Annotated in this window: 8 protein-coding genes and 2 rRNA genes; 5 read left to right on the top strand and 5 right to left on the bottom strand. The window is 58.6% G+C overall.

All coding sequences use genetic code 11. The features are described 5' to 3' along the window. Positions 1-135: 135 nt before the first annotated feature. Complete coding sequence (locus tag TBK1r_RS09575) at positions 136-2,628, bottom strand: prolyl oligopeptidase family serine peptidase (protein ID WP_145209381.1); 2,493 nt, start codon at positions 2,626-2,628, stop codon at positions 136-138. A gap of 200 nt (positions 2,629-2,828) precedes the next feature. Here TBK1r_RS09575 and bcp point away from each other — a divergent pair, with 200 nt between their 5' ends. Next, positions 2,829-3,299: a thioredoxin-dependent thiol peroxidase gene (bcp, locus tag TBK1r_RS09580; RefSeq protein WP_145209384.1), complete on the top strand. Its 471-nt coding sequence runs from the start codon at positions 2,829-2,831 to the stop codon at positions 3,297-3,299. Between the two features lie 267 nt (positions 3,300-3,566). Next, positions 3,567-5,027, top strand: coding sequence for a glucose-6-phosphate dehydrogenase (gene zwf, locus TBK1r_RS09585; RefSeq protein WP_145209387.1), 1,461 nt, complete (start codon positions 3,567-3,569; stop codon positions 5,025-5,027). Positions 5,028-5,131: 104 nt separating this feature from the next. Here zwf and TBK1r_RS09590 read toward each other — a convergent pair whose 3' ends face one another. Then, positions 5,132-5,359, bottom strand: coding sequence for an FmdB family zinc ribbon protein (locus tag TBK1r_RS09590; RefSeq protein ID WP_145209390.1), 228 nt, complete (start codon positions 5,357-5,359; stop codon positions 5,132-5,134). 205 nt (positions 5,360-5,564) lie between these two features. Here TBK1r_RS09590 and TBK1r_RS09595 point away from each other — a divergent pair, with 205 nt between their 5' ends. After that, positions 5,565-6,233 (top strand): NAD(P)H-hydrate epimerase, encoded by a 669-nt coding sequence (locus TBK1r_RS09595; protein WP_145209393.1) that lies wholly within the window; start codon positions 5,565-5,567, stop codon positions 6,231-6,233. A gap of 56 nt (positions 6,234-6,289) precedes the next feature. Next, a complete protein-coding gene (locus tag TBK1r_RS09600; protein WP_145209396.1) occupies positions 6,290-7,243 on the top strand; it encodes an SMP-30/gluconolactonase/LRE family protein in 954 nt (317 codons plus the stop codon). Positions 7,244-7,318: 75 nt separating this feature from the next. On the opposite strand, the gene TBK1r_RS09605 is transcribed toward TBK1r_RS09600, so the two are convergent. After that, positions 7,319-11,335, bottom strand: a complete 4,017-nt coding sequence (locus TBK1r_RS09605; protein ID WP_419581170.1) for an ATP-binding protein — start codon at positions 11,333-11,335, stop codon at positions 7,319-7,321. Between the two features lie 90 nt (positions 11,336-11,425). On the opposite strand from TBK1r_RS09605, the gene TBK1r_RS09610 reads away from it, so the two are divergent. Beyond that, complete coding sequence (locus TBK1r_RS09610) at positions 11,426-11,806, top strand: response regulator (protein ID WP_372897421.1); 381 nt, start codon at positions 11,426-11,428, stop codon at positions 11,804-11,806. Positions 11,807-12,543: 737 nt separating this feature from the next. Here the strand turns inward: TBK1r_RS09610 and TBK1r_RS09620 are convergent. Beyond that, positions 12,544-14,075, bottom strand: a 16S ribosomal RNA gene (locus TBK1r_RS09620). A 1,398-nt stretch (positions 14,076-15,473) separates the two neighbouring features. Beyond that, positions 15,474-17,005: ribosomal RNA gene (locus TBK1r_RS09625) — 16S ribosomal RNA — on the bottom strand. Between the last annotated feature and the right edge of the window lie 264 nt (positions 17,006-17,269).

The raw sequence follows: 17,269 nt of genomic DNA on the forward strand, positions 1-17,269 counted from the left end.
ATCGACCGCCTAATCGTTAAACTTGAATCTTCCTGCGTTTAACGGAAATCTCAGCTCGCATCCAGAACAATTCGTGCGTCAATCCGCACCCACGGCATTTTTGCCGGCACGCGCGATCGATCCCCCCCGCGGACATCATTCCGCCGATGCGTCTTCAACCTCGTGGCTGCCACTGCCCGGCTTCAGTTTCTCCACAAAAAACGCCCGCATCCGTCGGCGCCCGTAGCTGCCCCCGTCGCTGTGCCCCATTCCAGGGATCATCAAGAACTCGAAATCCTTTTCCGCTTTGACCAACGCATCGACCAAACGATAGGTGGATTCCGGCGGCACGTTGCTGTCCAGCTCGCCGACAACCAGGAACAAATCCCCACGCAACCGCTCGGCGTGTTCCAAGTTGCTGTTGCCGGCATAGTGCTCACCCACCGGGTAGCCCATCCATTGTTCGTTCCATGACGCCTTGTCCATGCGGTTGTCATGGCAGCCACAGGAGGCATAAGCGGCTTGGTAGAAATCGCCGTGAAACAACAGCGCACCACAGGCGTTCTGGCCGCCGGCGGAGGTGCCAAAGATCCCGACGCGTGACAAGTCGATCGCCGGAAATTCTTTTTCAGCGGCCTTCATCCAAGCGATCCGATCGGGGAACCCGGCGTCCTTCAGATTGTGCCAGCACCTGTCGTGAAACTGCTTCGATCGGTTTGCCGTCCCCATGCCATCGATCTGCACCACCACGAATCCCAAATCCGTCAGCTCCTGGTAACGCGGCGAATGCGAATACCGTTTGGGGACATGAGAATCATGGGGCCCGGCGTAGATCGCTTCGATCACCGGGTAACGGTCTGTCAAGCTCGGGTCGAAGTCCGCCGGAAAATACAAATTCCCCCAAATCTCGGTCTCGCCGTCACGGCCTGCGGCATGGAAAACTTTCGGCACCGACCAGTTTGACGGGTCTTTGCCGACCCGCTCGGCCCGCACCAGTTCCGTGACCAGGCTTCCATCCTCGGCGCGTCGCAATTCATGAACCGGCGGCGAGTCGACGCGGCTGTGTGTTGCCACCACGAACCGCCCATCGGGCGAGAATTGAACGGAGTGGTCGCCGTCCGACTGGGTGATCGCCACCAACCCTTCGCCATCGAATCCGACGCGGACAAGATGCTGGTGGTACGGATCCTGGTCGTCGTAATATTCCCCGACCATCAAATCCAACGTCCGGGCATCCTCATCAATCCGTACGATCTCACGCACCAACCAATCCCCCGACGTGATCGCACGCATGCCACCACTGACGTCACCGTCGCTCGGGGAAGGTCGATCGCGTCGAGGGGAGGGCTCACCTTGGCTTACGTCCTCACGCTCGTCGTCCTCGCGGTCGGCATCCTCGCGGGCAGTATCCTCCCCAATCCCGTCCCACAAATCCACCAAATACAGGTGCCGATAGCCGCTCCGTTCGCTGGCATAGATCACCTCATCGGTGTTTTCCAAGTACGTGAACAATGGAACCTGCGGTCCATGCATGGTCCAAATGAACGTCGTTGAGGTTTCATCGATCACTGTCCGAACCGTCGGTTCCAGCAGATCGATCACAAACAACCGGACGCGTTGGTGTCCGCGATCCACTTTCTCGATCGCCAAATGATGTTCCCCGAACCAGCGGATTCGCGGTCGTCCAAAATCAATCTGCGGCAATTCGGTTTCCAGACGCTCGCCGGTTTCCGCGTCAAACAGAAACAACTCAAACACGTCGTACTTGTCGCCCGGCAGCCGGTAGGGGCGGGCGCGGACTTTGGCTCGTCCACCACCGGCGGGCGATGATTCGATCGTGGTGGTCTCTGGCGGTTCGTTGCGTTCGACTTTCCAGGCGGCAATCACTGCCCCATCGGGCGACCAGGACGGAGACACGATGTCGTGGCCATCGATGGAGCCGAAGTCCAGGTCGATCCAGCGAGCCTCCTCGGCACCGTCAATCCGCAGTCGTACTCCGTTCGGCGAAGACTGCAATGCGGACATTCCGTCGGGCGATGGAATGCGGTCCCTGCCCCGGTCCGACCGGTTACGGCGTGATCGTGAGTCCCGAGACGACAGTGACTTCGGCGTTTCGAATTTCTCTTTGATCCGCGCCACAGTCGGCGGCGATTGGGCGATGGTGCTGCCGAAGAATTGGCCATCGGAGGCTTTCACCATCCAGGCGTGTCCGGCGAAGGTGTGTTGGGAATAGGATTGGCCAGGGGCCAAATCGCTGTAGGGTCGAGGTTTCCCGTTGGTGTCGATCCAAAACAGCTGCACCGTTTGGTCCGATTCATTGACGAACTCGACACTCGTCTCCAAGGCCGACGGCTGCGAGCGAGGCAGCGGCCCTCCGCGAAGTGCATCGTCGGGATCCAGATTGGAGCCGGGCTCGACCGTCGTGATCTCGCCCGTCGTCGCGTCGACCGATCGAATCGCCACCGATCCATCGGCTGCCTGCATGGTGAACGTGAACCGCGTGTCATCGATCCACTCGGGAACGATTCGCTGGTTGATCGTCCGGCTGCGTCCCCCCGAGTCACCCTCAGCAGCCGGCAGGGATTGCAAATTCACCAGGCCGCACCAGCCCAGTCCAAACACGACAAACACAAAGGCTGAAGCACGCAACGCAAAGACCCTCGACGACACCGAGAACGAATCGGACCAGACCGCAGTCTAGCTGCTGGATTCCTTTTCGAAATGGCCCTCGCTGAGACCGCCCTCACCCCCTGCCGACCTGTACGCCCTCCCGGTCTGGACATTTCGATACACTCCTTAAACACTTACCGACGCGACGATTCGTGTTTTTTTCTTAGAGGATTTCATCGATGGCTGATTGGCTCGAACCCGGTACCAAGGCTCCCGCATTCACACTGAAAGATGACCAGGGGAACAAGGTCAAACTGAGCGACCTCAAGGGTGGCCCCGTCGTGCTTTACTTTTACCCCCGCGACGACACGCCGGGCTGTACGAAAGAAGCCTGTGCGTTTCGAGACCGATATGACGAGATGAAGAAACTGGGCGCCCAACTGTTTGGCGTCAGCGCCGACTCCGCCGAAAGCCACACAAAATTTCGTGACAAATATTCGCTTCCGTTTCCGTTGCTGGTCGACGAGAAGCACGTGATGTTGGAAAAATATGGGGCCTGGCGCGAAAAGAATATGTATGGCAAGAAATCCATGGGGATCCAGCGCAGCACCTACCTGATCGATGCCGACGGCAAGGTCGCGAAGGTCTGGAAGCGGGTCAAGGTCGATGGTCACGACCAACAGGTGATCGACGCCTTGGCTGAACTTTAGGGCGGCCTGAATCGCCGTCTGCGCAGTGTTCGGCCGATTAGCGGGCCATGAAGAGCGTGGTTGGCGTGTAGCCGTTGGCCCCGTTCGGTCCGTCGTTTCCCCCTCGTCGCCTTGCCGAGCCGTCCCTCCCCACAACATCTGGGTTCCACCAGACGGCCATCTGTGGGGATGACGTCCCCTGGCACCGAGATTCTCCGCGAGCTACGCTTCAGGTGAACGCTCAGGCGTCGCGAACCCCATTCTCTCCGCGCTGCATTTGCCTTAGCCATGGCTCATACGATCGTCATTTTTGGTGCCTCGGGCGACCTGACAAGTCGCAAATTGATTCCAGCGCTCTACAGTCTGTTCAAAAAGGACAAACTGGACAGTGTGATGCGGATCGTCGGCGTCTCCCGGTCACAATTCGAGCACCAACAATTCCGCGACTCCCTCCGCGAGTCGACGGCGAAATTTGCCGGAAAACTGTTCGACGCGGAATCCTGGGACGAATTCAGTCAGCACGTCTTTTATCAGCCGGGCGACATCAAAGAAGCCGCCGACTTCGACGCCTTGGCAAAATTCCTGGACGAAATCGAACAGGGCGAAAGCGCCGGACGCGTGTACTACCTCTCGACGATGCCCCAGCTGTACGAGGAAGCCATCAAGCAACTCGGCGCAGCCGGACTGGCCGATGATGATACCGGCTTCCGAAGAGTGATCATCGAAAAACCATTCGGAACGGATCTGGCGACCGCCCACGCACTGAATGATTCGATCCACAAGGTCTTTCGCGAAGACCAAATCTATCGGATCGATCACTACCTCGGCAAAGAAACCGTCCAGAACATCTTTGCGCTGCGATTCGCCAATTCGATCTTCGAACCGATTTGGAATCGCAACTATGTCGATCACGTCCAAATCACCGTCGCCGAAGAAGTCGTCATCGGCCGCCGTGCCGGCTACTACGACAGCGCCGGAATCATGCGAGATATGTTCCAAAACCATATCCTGCAATTGATGATGATCACCGCAATGGAACCGCCGGCAAAATACGATGCGGCGCTGGTGCGTGACGAAAAAGTCAAAGTGCTGCACAGCGTCCGCAAGATGACCGGCGGCGCGTTCGCATCCGACACCGTCCGCGGACAATACGCCGGCTACCTGAACGAAGAAGGCGTGCCCCCGAACAGCCAGACCGAAACCTACGCAGCGCTGAAACTGTATTGCGACAACTGGCGTTGGAAGGGCGTTCCGTTTTACTTGCGAAGCGGCAAAGGCATGTCGTGCCGGACCACCCAGATCGTGATCCAGTTCCGCCACGTGCCCCACATTCTGTTCGGTCAAAAAACACGTAGCCCTGTCGGCAATCGGCTGGTCATCCAAATCCAGCCCGCCGAAGGAATTCAGCTGCACTTCGAGTCCAAGGTGCCTGAGAGCGAGATGAAGACGCGAACCAGCACGCTGGATTTCGATTTCAACCAAACATCCAAAGGCGACATGCCCGACGCCTACCAACGGCTGCTGCTCGATGCCATCCTTGGCGATGCAAGTTTGTTTGCCCGGAGCGATGAAGTGGAATTGGCCTGGGGCATCGTCGACCCAATCCTGGCCGCTTGGCGCAGCCCCGCCGCGCCGGAGCTGTTCCAATACGAGCCCGGACTGTGGGGGCCGCCGGAAGCCAACGAGTGGATGGCCAATCAACACCATCGCGAATGGTTCGACGTTTGCCCGGTGCTGACGCACCCGTGACCCCGGCTGACCCACCCGTGACCCCGATGGGACCGGCAGTGAAGCAAGTGCGTCACCGCGTTACCCGGTTGCGCCACGCACCTGCCGAGCACGCGACACCGCCGCTACTGGCAGATTCCGCCACAGCACCGCGGTGCCCCGCACGATTCGCCGCCCGAAGCCATCGGCAATGACCCGCTTGCGCCCTTCATATTCGGAGCCGCCGGGGCGCTCATCAATCGCGTCAGCTTGACGTTGCCGCACTCCGGGCACGAGACCGGCTCTTCCGCCGATCGGACCAGCAGCTCGACGGACTTGTCACATTTGGAACATTCGTATTCGTACAGTGGCATGATCAACCTCGATTATCACGTAATTTTTATCCCAGCACGCGGCGTCAGCCAGTGGCGCGTGACGGCATCATTAACATACCGCCCGCCCACGCTTCCCGCCGGCATCTCTGACCGCTCGGCCTCTCATTGGATATGATGGCTCGCTCACGTTTCTATTGTTGGTCGGCCATGACGCTTTGACAACCGGAACCGGATCGGGGGAACGATGAAACGAGAAGACGTCCGACGCGTCGATCAGATCGCGATCGAAGAATACGGAATGCTGGGATTGGTCCTGATGGAAAATGCGGGGCGTGGCGCGGCCGAGCGAATCGCCGCGTTGTGCCACGAATCACCCCGCGGTGCCAACCCGGTTTGCATCCTTTGCGGCCCGGGCAACAACGGAGGCGACGGCTACGTCATTGCCCGTCACTTGGAATTGCTCGGGTTTTCCGTCCACATCCTGTCGCTGGTCCCGCTGGATCGATTGACCGGCGACGCGAGTGCCAACGCATCGATCGCGGCCCGGGCAGGACTGACCATCCAGATCGCCAAGTCCGACGAGGACCTGGATCGGTGGATCGCGGACGATGAAACCGTCGTGGACTGCCTGCTCGGCACGGGCGCGACGGGCGCGCCCAGAGGCCTGTATGGCGACGCGGTGACGCAGGCCAACAAACGGCGTGGGCTGAGAGTCGCCATCGACCTGCCCACCGGACTGGACTGCGACACCGGCGCCCCCGCCGAAGTGACGTTTCGGGCCGACCTGACCGTCACCTTTGTCGCCGAAAAAGAAGGGTTTTCAAAGCCCGCAGCCAAACCCTGGCTGGGAACCGTGCAAGTCGTCGGCATCGGAGTCCCCCAAGCCTTGCTCAACGACTTCAAAGTGGCGTAAGCTTCCAGCTTGCGATCATCCCAGTCCCAACTTCCCAGACTCATCGAGGTTTTATTGTGGCCGAAGTCATCGAAGCAACGCCGTTGAACACCCCTGATTCGGACGCGCTGCGTTTTCTCCCCGAAGGCCCGTATCAAATCGCGCCGGGAGCGTTTTCCTGGGTGGGCATTCAACACGGCGCCGATGCGACCCACGGTAGCCTGAATCGCTACGACTTCGACAGCGGGAAAAACGTTTCACGAGACTTACCCGGCCGGCCGGGGTTTGCGTTCCCCTGCGAAACTGCGAATCGTTTTGTCGTCGGATGCGAACGTTCGCTAGGTTTTTTTGACATTGTGACCGAACAGTGGGAACCGTTCTGCGAAAACATCGACCACGACGTGACCAACACGATCATCAACGACGGCCTGGCCTATGAAGACAACCTGATCTTCGGAACCAAGGACCTGGAATTTGCCACCAAGAAGGCGGGGCTTTATCTGTACCGGGGACGCGACAAAAAATTGATCCGGCTACGCGACGACCAGATCTGCAGCAACGGCAAAGCGATGGTTCTCGATGGGGGACAACTCTCGTTGCTCGACATCGATTCGCCGACGCGTCAGGTCGTTCGCTATGGCGTGGACCTTGACAACGGAACCTTGACCGAACCCGACGTCGTGCTCGACCTGACATCGGACCCGGCGGTTCCCGATGGAGCGATCCTGACACCTGACGGCAGCGGGCTGATCATCGCAATGTTCTTGCCGCAATCGGCTGCCTTCGGAGAAACCAGGCTGTACGATTTGGCCAGCGGGGAGTGCCGAAAGGTCTGGCGCACTCCGCTTTCGCCACAGAACACTTGCCCGGCCCTCGTCGAACACGCCGGAACACTCAAATTGGTGATCACCACGGCTGTCGAAAATATGTCCGCCGACGACCGGGCGGTCTGCTCCAACGCGGGCAGGCTATTCGTCGCCGACAGCGGGCTGGACGTTGGGGACTGGAGCCCACCGGTGTTCCAGGCATGATCCCGGCTTTCGCGGAAACGACGAGACGGCGTCTCCGCTTGGCCGCTTAAACCCGGCCCCACAAACCCGGCCCCCTCATATACTGACCGATCGCGACCGCGGCGCGTGATCGGCACTTCCCACGTGGACCGGAGTCGCCTGGTCGTCGGTCGCGATGGGCAGCGTGAATTCAAACCACGCGCCGTCAGCACCATCGACTGTGTACAGCCTCCCCTGGTGCGACTCGATGATCGAACGACTGATCGCCAGCCCCATCCCCATGCCCTGCGTCTTGGTGGTCACAAAGGTTTGGAAAATTTCGTCGCCTTGATCCTTCGCGATGCCGGGCCCTGAATCGATCACCGACACCTTCAACATTTCCTCTTCCGTTGCGACCACGATCTTCAGCGTCCGCTCGACGACCGCAGGGTCATCCATCGCGTCAACGGCGTTGCGAATCAGGTTGACCAGGACCTGTTCGACTTGCACCCGATCGGCGTACGCCTTGGGCAGTTCAGCGGGAATGTCGACGAGAATATCGTTGACGACCGTTCGCGTTCGGTACTCGCACAGATCCAACGATTCAGTGACGGCGGACTCAATGTCAAATGCGGTCAGATTGCTGCCGGGACGACCGAATCGCCGCAGACTGTTGACAATCCTGTTGATTCGCTCGGTTTGCTCTTTGATCCGCTCGATCCATTGGCGGATGTCTTCTTTGCGCTCCACGTTTTCGATGGCTCCCAACTCACGATCCAACACCAACAACGACGCCGACGAGAAGTTTGCGATCGTCGCCAAAGGTTGATTGATCTCGTGCGAAATCCCGGCAACCATTTCCCCGAGTGCCGAAACGCGTGCCAAGTGTGCGAGTTCCAACTCCTTTTCGCTCAGCCGATTCTGGGCGTCTCGCAGATCGGTGATGTCGTTCCCGACCACTTGATAGCCCAGCGGATTCCCGACCTGGTCGACCAAAACACGACAATGCCATTGCTCCCAACGCAGCTGACCGTCGGCATCGTCGAATGACACGACCGACCTTCCCTCCTGTCGCCCCTCTTCCACGTTCGCAACCACTTGCCGCAAACGGCTGACCACCTTCGCCGGCAACACTGCGCTGACCGTCTGGCCGGCGATACGATTGGCACGCAAGAATGCCGTGTTCACAAACGTCACATTCTGATCGGCATCAAAACGAACGATGTATTCGCTTTGATCTTCCACGATCGATCGGTACTGCACCTCGCTGGCGTGCAACCGCTGATTGGCCTCGCGCAGTTCTCTCGTTCGGCGGGCGACGCGACTTTCCAAACTTTGATTGGCTTGCTGCAGATCCTGCTCCGCCGACAACAACCGCTCATTGCTCGTTCGCAGCGATGATTCCCGGCGAAAAACGCGTCCGGTTTGAATCATCGCCAGACAAAACAGCACCAGCATCAGCAGCATCAACCCTTGGAACCAACTGCGTTGCCATAGCGCCGGAAAAATCTCAATGGTGATTTCAGCAGGCGTCCTGTCGATATTGAAATCGGCGTCACGGGCCCGCACGCGGAAACGGTGGAGCCCACCCTCCAGTCCTGGCAAATCGACTCGGACCGCCGGTGAAAACGCGCTCCAAGGCTGATCGTCAATACTCCACGAGAACGTCAACTGGTCACGGGGCGTTGCTTCCATGTAGTCCACGCCGCTCCAATCCAGCGAGACCGCTTCACCGAACGTGGCCTGAGCTGCCGATCGCTCAATCTGGGTGTCAGGGGATCGATCATCCGGACGATAACAATAGGTTTTGAATGTATCTTGCAGCGACCCCATGTCCTTCATTGGAATCCCCTTGGCAAGATCACGGGTCATGATGGCTACCCCCGACGCGTTGAACCACAACTCCCCGGATCGCCCCTCATAGAGTCCTCCATAGTCTGTGTCGTAGGCCAAGTCGGCCGGCAGCGCCGCCGGAGCCCAGGTCTGACCATCAAATCGATCAAAGCCCGCTGGCGTTCCGACCAAGACGCTCGAGTCTGACATCGGCAACACACTCTTGATGCGACTGTTGGAAACCCGATTCGATTCTCCATAGACAGTCGATCGGAACTCCGGGCCATCGGCCGGATCATCGGCCGGGCGACCATCCAACCGCACGACGCCCTTGACTCGCGTGCCGATCCACAGATCCCCGCCTTGGTCGTTGGCTAACGCGTCAGTGAACCCCCGCGCGACCAACGGAAGATTGGCAGAGGCACCGAACTGGTCCTCCGGTGTGACCTGCACCAGTGACGGCCCTGCAAACCAGACCGAGCCGTCTTGTGTTTGGGCGATGCCGTAAACGAAATCAAGTCGATTGGTGGGACGAAAATGCTTCCACACTTCGCCGTCAAACCGCAACACACCGCCGTGGTCATCTTCCTGGACCAGCTGATTGACTGCCGCCCCAAACCAGAGCCGCTGATCCCGATCTTCGAACACCGCACGCCGATCCACCGCCCACGAAAGTTCAGGATGCAGTCTGCGTTCCCAACGGTTTCCCAGACGTCGGGCCGTGGCGGCCACCCCGTCATGGCTGCCGGCCGCCCAAACGTCGCCTGCGGTCGTCACGATCACCCGCAGCGGCTGCGACATCAACCCGTCGTCAGCGTCGTATTGCTGCCAACGGTCCCCCTGGTGATGCACGACTGTCAGGCGATCGGTGAGAAACCACTCCTCGCCGTCTTCACCGCTGGCTTGATAAACCAAGCCACGATACGTCGTCCACCGTTGCCCTTGTGGTTCCAGACGTAGCGCGATGGCTCCCTTACCGGCGATCCATAACGCACCGTCGGATGTTTTCTTGACCATGACGTCGTTGCCGAAAATGCCGTGGTCGCGCATCCCGTGGTCGACCACCCGACCGCTCGCTGATACCGACAAGACCGCACCGTTGGTGCCGACCAACAACGTCCCGTCATCACACGTCTCGATCGACGAACCAATCCCACGGGGCAGATCAATCACCGTCCAACGATCGCCGTCGTAACGGAGCAAACATTCCGTCGCGGTGTTGCGTCCCACCCCGGCAATCCCCCGATCCGTCACGACGATGCTGGGCATCGCGATGACGGGAAGACCGTGCACTCGCGTGTGGTGAGTCCATTCCTCTGTGCCGTCTTGATTGCGGTGCAAAGAAAGAATCCTGCCTAAACGCGTCGCAAACCAAACCGTTCCGCGACCATCGTCCTCAATCTGAATCGGCCGAAACCTCTGATACCGACCCTCGATCGATTCACACATTAATTCCAGATCGAGAACCTCCTCACCACCTTTAGGCAGGACGCTCAATAGAATCCGCGTTCCAGGTGCATCCTCTAGTTCCCGCTGAAACACCGTGCGACGGGCCTCGCCATCAATCGCCACGATTCGGTCGCCCACCCGAACACCCTGCCTGGCCGCGGGACCGTTTTCGGCAACCGCAATGACTGTGTTTTTATCCACGCCCTGGCCGTATAGACACACGCCTACCCCCGCGTTCCACCTGACCGAGTCGGCCGCCGCAACCGCTTCGATTTGAATCTCTGCGGTAACCAGATCGCCCTGCAGAGAATTCTCGATCTCAGGCGTCGTCAACAGCTGGATCTCTTGCCACGGATCGTCTTGTCCACCCGAAGGAGCCCCTCGCAACCGCAACGCCCCCTTATCGGTGCAGACCCAGAGAACACCGTCGGCCCCGACGGCAAGGTCTTCGATCACCCAACGTCCCCGATCGGTCTGGGGAAAGACTTGCCGAAACCGTCCCTGCTCGAGCACATGAATCGAGGACCCCGTGGCGGCATAAAACTGACTTCCGACCTGAGCAAACGCGATCGCCGCCCCCGGCAAATTGCTGGCCGCTCCAAACTCATCCCAGCGTAGCCCGTCGTAACGAACCGCCCCGTCCGCCACACCGAACCAGATCGCGCCGCGAGCATCTTCGCCGAGACACCTCAGCTCTGTGCCCTTGAGCTGAGGGAAAGCCCGAATCCGCCAAGGTTCCCAGAACGGATCGGGCGAATGCGGCCGATAAGACTCGGCTTGTTGCGCTACGCCCGTGCCGGCGACAAACAACGCGACCAGCAGGTACACTATTCGGTAGGAAAGAAAGTCCACTATCCGGCGTCCACGTCAACAACAACGATTCGACTGTTCAGCTCACGGTCGAAGCTGACACAGAACGGAATCCACCTCGCCAAATCTGCAATGCCCGTCAATAAACAAGCCCATGTCGTTATTGTCGAGGATGACCCGGACGTCCGGGATTCACTCTGCGCGATTATAACCGCGTTGGGCCACCAATGTGTCGCCTTCGAATCGGCCGAAAAAACGCTTTCCTACCAACAGCTTGCCGACTGTGACTGCCTGCTGGTGGACTTCAACCTACCCGGGATGAGCGGGACCGATTTCCTTCAAGAAGTCCAGCAAGACGGCGACGCCCCCCCGGCGTGCCTGTACACCGGCCGCGTCGACCCGCGCATTCACGATGCAGCCGCCGGGCTGAAGAACACGCTGGTCCTGGAAAAAGGCAACGACTCCAATTCGATCGCCAACTACCTGCAACAGCTGCTCGACCAATCCCACTGAACCGTCCCGTTCGCTCAGCGCTCAATCGCCAGCCCGGCGGCACCTCCGACCCTACCGACACGCCAAAACCGAGACAGACAGGATACCTGCGTCACCGAGGTCCTATCGGTCCTATCTCCCCGCCCGACCCGCCAGGGGCCTGTCCCCAATCACCAGGGGCCTGTCCCCAATCACCAGGGGCCTGTCCCCAATCACCCAGGGTCTGTCCCCAATCACCCAGGGTCTGTCCCCAATCACCCAGGGTCTGTCCCAGATCACCCAGGGTCTGTCCCAGATCACCCAGGGTCTGTCCCAGATCACCCAGGGTCTGTCCCCGATCACCCGGGGTCTGTCCCCGCGCGCTCCTGGGGTCTGTCCCCGTGTGCAAAAATGCGACCTCTACGACAGATAGGACACATACGTCGCCTAGGCCCTCTTGGTCCCATTTCCCAAGGACCGCCGCCGGGCGCCAGCCGCCCGCTAACAGCCGCCCGCCAACAGCCGCCCGCTAACCGCTAACTGCTAACCGCTAACTGCTAACCGCTAACTGCTAACCGCTAACTGCTAACCGCTAACCGCTAATCCCGAGCGCGCACGAAAAAACCCGCGTTGGCTGGCGACAGTCCAACGCGGGTCTTCGTGATTCTTTGGTGGTGAAATGCAGTGCGAGCACTGCGCTGTTGAGTTGTTTGCGAGATCACTTCCACGGATTCGGTTCCCACTGTCACCAGTGAAAACCTATTTCTAAGAATCCTTAGAAAGGAGGTGATCCAGCCGCAGGTTCCCCTACGGCTACCTTGTTACGACTTAGTCCCAATCGTCGAGCTGACCTTCGGCGCCTGCGTCAGTAAACTGTTCGCTCAGCGACTTCGGGCCCTCCCAACTTTCGTGGCTTGACGGGCGGTGTGTACAAGGCTCAGGAACACATTCACCGTAGTATGCTGACCTACGATTACTAGCGATTCCGGCTTCATGCAGGCGAGTTGCAGCCTGCAATCCGAACTGAGGCACGGTTTTTGGGATTTGCTCCACCTCGCGGCTTAGCGTCCATTTGTCCGTACCATTGTAGGACGTGTGCAGCCCTAGACATAAAGGCCATGAGGACTTGACGTCATCCCCACCTTCCTCCGGTTTGACACCGGCAGTCTCTCTAGAGTCCCCGGCATTACCCGCTGGCAACTAGAGATAAGGGTTTCGCTCGTTAAGGGACTTAACCCGACATCTCACGACACGAGCTGACGACAGCCATGCAGCACCTGTGCAAGAGCTCCCCGAAGGGCACTCTCTACTTTCATAGAGACTCTCAAGCATGTCAAATCTAGGATAAGGTTCTTCGCGTATCCTCGAATTAAGCCACATCCTCCACCGCTTGTGTGAGCCCCCGTCAATTCCTTTGAGTTTCAGCCTTGCGACCATACTCCCCAGGCGGAACACTTAACGCTTTCGCTACGGCCGAGAGGATGTGGAAGTCCCCTCAACCCAGTGTTCATCGTTTACGGCTAGGACTACCGGGGTATCTAATCCCGTTCGCTACCCTAGCTTTCGTGCCTCAGCGTCAGAAAAGACCCAGTGTTGCGCCTTCGCCACCGGTGTTCCCTATGCTATCAACGCATTTCACCGCTCCACCATAAGTTCCCAACACCCCTGTCTTCCTCAAGCTTGAGGGTTTGCGACGCAATTCCACGGTTGAGCCGTGGGCTTTCACATCACACCTACCAAGCCGCCTACGCACGCTTTAAGCCCAGTGATACCGAATAACGTTTGGACGGTTCGTCTTACCGCGGCTGCTGGCACGAACTTAGCCCGTCCTTCCTCTGAAGATCGGTCAAGACCTGCTCTGCACAGGCCCTTCCTTCCAACTGACAGCGGTTTACAACCCGAGGGCCTTCATCCCGCACGCGGCGTCGCTCGGTCAGACTTTCGTCCATTGCCGAAGATTCTCGACTGCAGCCACCCGTAGGTGTCTGGGCAGTGTCTCAGTCCCAGTGAGCCGGGCCATGCTCTCACACCCGGTAACCATCGCTGCCTTGGTGAGCCATTACCTCACCAACAAGCTAATAGTATGCGGTCCAATCCAAGGGCGGAATCTCACCTTTGATCCGAAGATGTCATCCAGTATTACCGCCAGTTTCCCGACGCTATCCTGGACCCCTGGGCATGTAACCACACGTTACTCTCCCTTTCGCCGCTGTCCGAGTTCAATGCAAGCATAAAACTCTTCTCGCACGACTTGCATGCCTAATCCACGCCGCCAACGTTCATTCTGAGCCAGGATCAAACCCTTCAATTTTGTATTGCATCACGAGCGACCGAAGTCACTCGGGAAAATCAAGTTAAACCGAAAGTTCAATTCTGCTCCGGGCCGTTCGGTTAACGACCCAGCGATTCGCCATTTTGCTGCCAGGAAAAACACCCCAAGGGGCATCCAGCTTCCCAGCAAAGCGATCTCGCAAATGCTGAACTCAACAGAAGTTTCACCACCAAATTGTCAATGATCAGTTGCACGTCTTTGCTAGCCTTTGGAAGCGGCGTTGCGTCTGACGTGGGCGGGGATTGTGGCGGCCAGACGTCCCCACGTCAACGGCTCATGGAACGTTTTGCAAGAAAAAAACCAAACACGTTCTTCACCCCCAAAACACCGGTGTTTCACGCATTCCCCGGCCCCTCCCCGGCCCCTCCACGCCGCCTCCAGCCGCCCAACACCAACCCGCCAAGCCAAAAATCAAACACACCCCCACCCCATAATCCGCATCCTCCGGGGCCCACTACGCATCACCTGGGCCTGGCACCGTTCACCCGTGGCCTGTCCCCCCGCACCAGCGCAGCCGGGGCCTGCCCCCAGCGCGGTCGCTGTCGCTCCGGGGCCTGTCCCCACCGCGGTCGCTCGCCCCCCACCGCGGTCGCTCATGATCACCCAGCGACTGTCCCCGATCATCCGGGGCCTGCCCCCAAGTCGGGGCCTGTCCCCGCCCGGGCGTTGAAAATAGGACCAATCCCCAAGGCGGGGTCTGTCCCCGCGCGGGCGTTGAAAATAGGACCAATGCGACAGATAGGATGCATGCATCGCCTAGGGTCTCTTGGTCTCATTTCGCCCAGCACACCGGGGCCAGAGCACACCGGAGCCTGCCCCCGATCACCAGGGATCTGCCCCCGATCACCCAGGGCCTGTCACCCAATCACCCAGGGTCTGTCCCCAATCACCCAGGGTCTGTCCCCGATCACCCAGGGTCTGTCCCCGATCACCCGGGGTCTGTCCCCGATCACCCGGGGTCTGTCCCCGCGCGCTCCTGGGGTCTGTCCCCGTGTGCCCAAAATGAGACATCTACGACAGAGAGGACACATGCGTCGTCTAGGTCCTATTGGTCCCATTTCCCAAGGACCGCCGCCGGGCGCCAGCCGCCCGCTAACAGCCGCCCGCTAACCGCTAACCGCTAACTGCTAACTGCTAACTGCTAACTGCTAACCGCTAACAGCTAACAGCTAACAGCTAACCGCTAACTGCTAACCGCTAATCCGGAGCGCGCACGAAAAAACCCGCGTTGGCTGGCGACAGTCCAACGCGGGTTTTCGCGATTCTTTGGTGGTGAAATGCAGTGCGAGCACTGCGCTGTTGAGTTGTTTGCGAGATCACTTCCACGGATTCGGTTCCCACTGTCACCAGTGAAAACCTATTTCTAAGAATCCTTAGAAAGGAGGTGATCCAGCCGCAGGTTCCCCTACGGCTACCTTGTTACGACTTAGTCCCAATCGTCGAGCTGACCTTCGGCGCCTGCGTCAGTAAACTGTTCGCTCAGCGACTTCGGGCCCTCCCAACTTTCGTGGCTTGACGGGCGGTGTGTACAAGGCTCAGGAACACATTCACCGTAGTATGCTGACCTACGATTACTAGCGATTCCGGCTTCATGCAGGCGAGTTGCAGCCTGCAATCCGAACTGAGGCACGGTTTTTGGGATTTGCTCCACCTCGCGGCTTAGCGTCCATTTGTCCGTACCATTGTAGGACGTGTGCAGCCCTAGACATAAAGGCCATGAGGACTTGACGTCATCCCCACCTTCCTCCGGTTTGACACCGGCAGTCTCTCTAGAGTCCCCGGCATTACCCGCTGGCAACTAGAGATAAGGGTTTCGCTCGTTAAGGGACTTAACCCGACATCTCACGACACGAGCTGACGACAGCCATGCAGCACCTGTGCAAGAGCTCCCCGAAGGGCACTCTCTACTTTCATAGAGACTCTCAAGCATGTCAAATCTAGGATAAGGTTCTTCGCGTATCCTCGAATTAAGCCACATCCTCCACCGCTTGTGTGAGCCCCCGTCAATTCCTTTGAGTTTCAGCCTTGCGACCATACTCCCCAGGCGGAACACTTAACGCTTTCGCTACGGCCGAGAGGATGTGGAAGTCCCCTCAACCCAGTGTTCATCGTTTACGGCTAGGACTACCGGGGTATCTAATCCCGTTCGCTACCCTAGCTTTCGTGCCTCAGCGTCAGAAAAGACCCAGTGTTGCGCCTTCGCCACCGGTGTTCCCTATGATATCAACGCATTTCACCGCTCCACCATAAGTTCCCAACACCCCTGTCTTCCTCAAGCTTGAGGGTTTGCGACGCAATTCCACGGTTGAGCCGTGGGCTTTCACATCACACCTACCAAGCCGCCTACGCACGCTTTAAGCCCAGTGATACCGAATAACGTTTGGACGGTTCGTCTTACCGCGGCTGCTGGCACGAACTTAGCCCGTCCTTCCTCTGAAGATCGGTCAAGACCTGCTCTGCACAGGCCCTTCCTTCCAACTGACAGCGGTTTACAACCCGAGGGCCTTCATCCCGCACGCGGCGTCGCTCGGTCAGACTTTCGTCCATTGCCGAAGATTCTCGACTGCAGCCACCCGTAGGTGTCTGGGCAGTGTCTCAGTCCCAGTGAGCCGGGCCATGCTCTCACACCCGGTAACCATCGCTGCCTTGGTGAGCCATTACCTCACCAACAAGCTAATAGTATGCGGTCCAATCCAAGGGCGGAATCTCACCTTTGATCCGAAGATGTCATCCAGTATTACCGCCAGTTTCCCGACGCTATCCTGGACCCCTGGGCATGTAACCACACGTTACTCTCCCTTTCGCCGCTGTCCGAGTTCAATGCAAGCATAAAACTCTTCTCGCACGACTTGCATGCCTAATCCACGCCGCCAACGTTCATTCTGAGCCAGGATCAAACCCTTCAATTTTGTATTGCATCACGAGCAACCGAAGTCACTCGGGAAAATCAAGTTAAACCGAAAGTTCAATTCTGCTCCGGGCCGTTCGGTTAACGACCCAGCGATTCGCCATTTTGCTGCCAGGAAAAACACCCCAAGGGGCATCCAGCTTCCCAGCAAAGCGATCTCGCAAATGCTGAACTCAACAGAAGTTTCACCACCAAATTGTCAATGATCAGTTGCACGTCTTTGCTAGCCTTTGGAAGCGGCGTTGCGTCTGACGTGGGCGGGGAT

The organism is Stieleria magnilauensis, from assembly GCA_007753675.1.
Lineage (GTDB): Bacteria > Planctomycetota > Planctomycetia > Pirellulales > Pirellulaceae > Stieleria > Stieleria magnilauensis.

Bases quoted from the DNA above. Each gene is read 5' to 3' on its own strand.
- bcp (WP_145209384.1), top strand. From the start codon at position 2,829: ATGGCTGATTGGCTCGAACCCGGTACCAAGGCTCCCGCATTCACACTG.
- zwf (WP_145209387.1), top strand. From the start codon at position 3,567: ATGGCTCATACGATCGTCATTTTTGGTGCCTCGGGCGACCTGACAAGT.
- TBK1r_RS09590 (WP_145209390.1), bottom strand. From the start codon at position 5,359: ATGCCACTGTACGAATACGAATGTTCCAAATGTGACAAGTCCGTCGAG.
- TBK1r_RS09595 (WP_145209393.1), top strand. From the start codon at position 5,565: ATGAAACGAGAAGACGTCCGACGCGTCGATCAGATCGCGATCGAAGAA.
- TBK1r_RS09610 (WP_372897421.1), top strand. From the start codon at position 11,426: ATGCCCGTCAATAAACAAGCCCATGTCGTTATTGTCGAGGATGACCCG.